General features: G+C 75.7%; 3 protein-coding genes. All 3 read right to left on the bottom strand.

Annotated features, from left to right (window positions below; all coding sequences use genetic code 11):
* Window positions 1-16: 16 nt before the first annotated feature.
* A complete protein-coding gene (locus CCN42_RS39380; protein WP_086741962.1) occupies window positions 17-505 on the bottom strand; it encodes a methylated-DNA--[protein]-cysteine S-methyltransferase in 489 nt (162 codons plus the stop codon).
* Between the two features lie 3 nt (window positions 506-508).
* Window positions 509-1,912: a DNA-3-methyladenine glycosylase 2 family protein gene (locus CCN42_RS39375; protein WP_169731614.1), complete on the bottom strand. Its 1,404-nt coding sequence runs from the start codon at window positions 1,910-1,912 to the stop codon at window positions 509-511.
* A 108-nt stretch (window positions 1,913-2,020) separates the two neighbouring features.
* On the bottom strand, window positions 2,021-2,891 hold an 871-nt coding region (gene rsgA, locus CCN42_RS39370; RefSeq protein WP_107427728.1), incomplete at its 5' end, for a ribosome small subunit-dependent GTPase A.

Here is a 2,891-nt window from a genome sequence, read left to right as displayed (position 1 = left end):
AGTTTGACGACACCCCCTAGACCGCCACCCCCTCCAGGGTGAGCAGCCGGATCTTGCGGTCGAGGCCGCCCGCGTAGCCGGTGAGGGCTCCGTCGGAGCCGATCACCCGGTGGCAGGGGCGGACGATCAGCAGCGGATTGGCGCCGATCGCCCCGCCGACGGCGCGTACGGCGGCCCGGGGCGCCCCGATCCGCCGGGCGATCTCGCCGTAGGTCGTGGTCGCCCCGTAGGGGATGTCGTCGAGGGCCGCCCAGACCCGTTCACGGAACGCGGTGCCGTGCGCCCGCAGGGGCAGCGCGAACTCCTTGAGGTCACCCGCGAAGTAGGCGGTGAGCTGTGCGACGGCCTCGCGGAAGGGCCCGCCGCCGTCCGGCCGCCAGTCCTCCCGCACCACCGCTCCGCCCTTCTGGCCGGGCACGGTCAGGGAGGTCAGGGCGCCGTCGGCGTCGGCGGTGAGGAGGAGCCTGCCGAGCGGGCTGTCGAGGTGCGTCCAGTACGTGCTCACGGGTTACTCCCACTCCCCTGCTGCGCGCAGGTGTTGTACGGCGTACGAGCGCCACGGGCGCCAGGTGTCGGGGATGTCCGCGCCGGGCGGGGCGACGTCCGGGTCGCCCAGGGCGCGGGTGCGGATGGCGGCCACGGCGGCGGAGCCCAGGCCGGGCAGGGACTCCAGCGCGGCCTGCGCGTCGTCGCGATCGGCGCCCGGGTCCAGTCGTACGGCTCCGTCGGCGAGGGCGGCGGCGAGGGCACCGAGCGGACCGCCGGGCTCGGCCTCCGCGAGGACCGCCGGTTCGGGGAAGAGGTGGGTGAGGGTGCCGCAGGGCGCGTCGAGCGCCTTGCCGTAGCGCCGCACCAGCTCCTGCGCCACCGACCGCCCGGCGAGGGTCCGCACCGCCAGTTCCTCCGGGTCGGCGGCGCCCGGCGAGCGCAGCCCCGGCCGGGCCGCGACCAGCGGACCGAGCCGCGGATCGGCGCCCAGCCGCTCGTCGACGGCGAACGGATCGGCGTCGAGGTCGAACAGCCGCCGCAGCCGTTGCACGGCGGTGGTCAGATCGCGGGGATCGGTCAGGTGCAGCCGGGCGTCGAGCCAGCCGCCCGGGTGGGCGACACCGCTGCCCGGGCGTCCGCTGGCCCGCCGCTCCTGGACCGCGGCGATGCCGGTGCCGTAGGGGAGCCGGAGGGTGCGGCGGTAGACGCGGGCGCCCGGCGGGCCGGTCACCTCCTCGACGCCGGGGACGGCCTCGCGTTCCAGCAGGTCGAAGACGGGGGCGGTCCGGTAGGGGCCGCGGTGCGCGAGGCGGAGGGGGATGCCGGCGGTCGGGGTGCCGGGCCGGCGGGCGGTGCGGCCGCCGGCCCGGGGCGCGGCGGCGCGCAGCGCGCTCGGGGTCATGGCGTAGACCTCGCGGATGGTGTCGTTGAACTGCCGCACGCTGGCGAAACCGGCCGCGAACGCGATCTCCGTCACCGGCAGCCCGGTGGTCTGCAGCAGGACCCGCGCGGTGTGTGCCCGCTGCGCCCGGGCGAGCGCGACCGGACCCGCGCCCAGCTCGGCGGTGAGCTGCCGCTGGACCTGCCGCGAGCTGTAGCCCAGCCGGGCGGCGAGTCCCGCGACGCCTTCCCGGTCGACGACGCCGTCGCCGATCAGCCGCATGGCCCGGCCGACGACGTCCGCGCGGACGTTCCAGTCGGCCGAGCCGGGCGCGGCGTCCGGCCGGCACCGCCGGCAGGCCCGGAACCCGGAGCCCTGCGCGGCGGCGGCCGTGGTGAAGAACCGTACGTTGTGCCGCTTCGGCGTCACCGCCGGGCAGCTCGGCCGGCAGTAGATGCCGGTGGTCTCGACGGCGAAGAAGAACGCGCCGTCGAACCGGGCGTCCCGGCTGCGTACGGCCTCGTACCTGCTGTCCTCGTCCATCGCGGAGTCCATCACGGATCCAGTCTCCGCCATGGCGGACAGTGCGGCTGGCGGAAATCGGACATGGGCGTCCGGGCCGTACGAGCCCCGGACGCCCCGTTCCTCGTCCTACCGCCAGCCCTTCCGCTTGGCCTCCACCGCGGCCCGGCCCTCGGCGTGCTTGCGCTTCCAGTCGCGGCGCAGCTCCGCCCGGACCCGGGCGTCGGTCTTGGCGACGATCCACTGGTTCTCGCGCTTGAGCTTGCGGTAGCTGTCCAGCCGGCGGGCGGGCAGCTCCCCGGAGTCGACGGCGGCGGTCACCGCGCAGCCGGGCTCGGACTCATGGGCGCAGTCGTGGAACCGGCAGCGTCCGGCCAGCTCCTCGATCTCCGCGAACACCTGTCCGACGCCGGTCTCGGCGTCGTAGAGGCCGACGCCCCGCAGTCCGGGGGTGTCGATGAGCACTCCGCCGCCCGGCAGGGCGAGCAGGTTGCGGGTGGTGGTGGTGTGCCGGCCCTTGCCGTCGACGTCCCGGGCCGCCTGCACGGTCATGACGTCCTCGCCCTTGAGCGCGTTGGCGAGGGTGGACTTGCCCGCGCCGGACTGCCCGAGCAGCACGGACGTGCCGGAGCCGAGGAGGGCGATGAGCACGTCCAGGCCCTCCCCGTCCTGGGCGCTCACGGACAGCACGGTAACGCCCGGCGCGCTGGTCTCCACGTCCTGGACGAGGTGCGCCAGGGTCACCGGGTCCGGGACGAGGTCCGCCTTGGTCAGCACGACCAGGGGCTGGGCGCCGGACTCCCAGGCGAGGGCCAGGAAGCGTTCGATCCGGCCGAGGTCGAGTTCGACGGCGAGCGACACCGCGACGACGGCGTGGTCGACGTTGGCCGCGAGGATCTGTCCGTCGGACCGCTTGGAGGAGGTGGACCGCACGAACGCGGTGCGCCGCGGCAGGTAGGCGCGCACGTACCGCGGGGTGCCCGCGGTACGTGCGCGCCTA

It is taken from the genome of Streptomyces glaucescens, from assembly GCF_002154375.1.
Taxonomy (GTDB): Bacteria; Actinomycetota; Actinomycetes; order Streptomycetales; family Streptomycetaceae; genus Streptomyces; species Streptomyces glaucescens.
The sequence above is the reverse complement of the archived record's forward strand: the minus strand, read 5'-3'. Positions and strand labels throughout refer to the sequence as shown.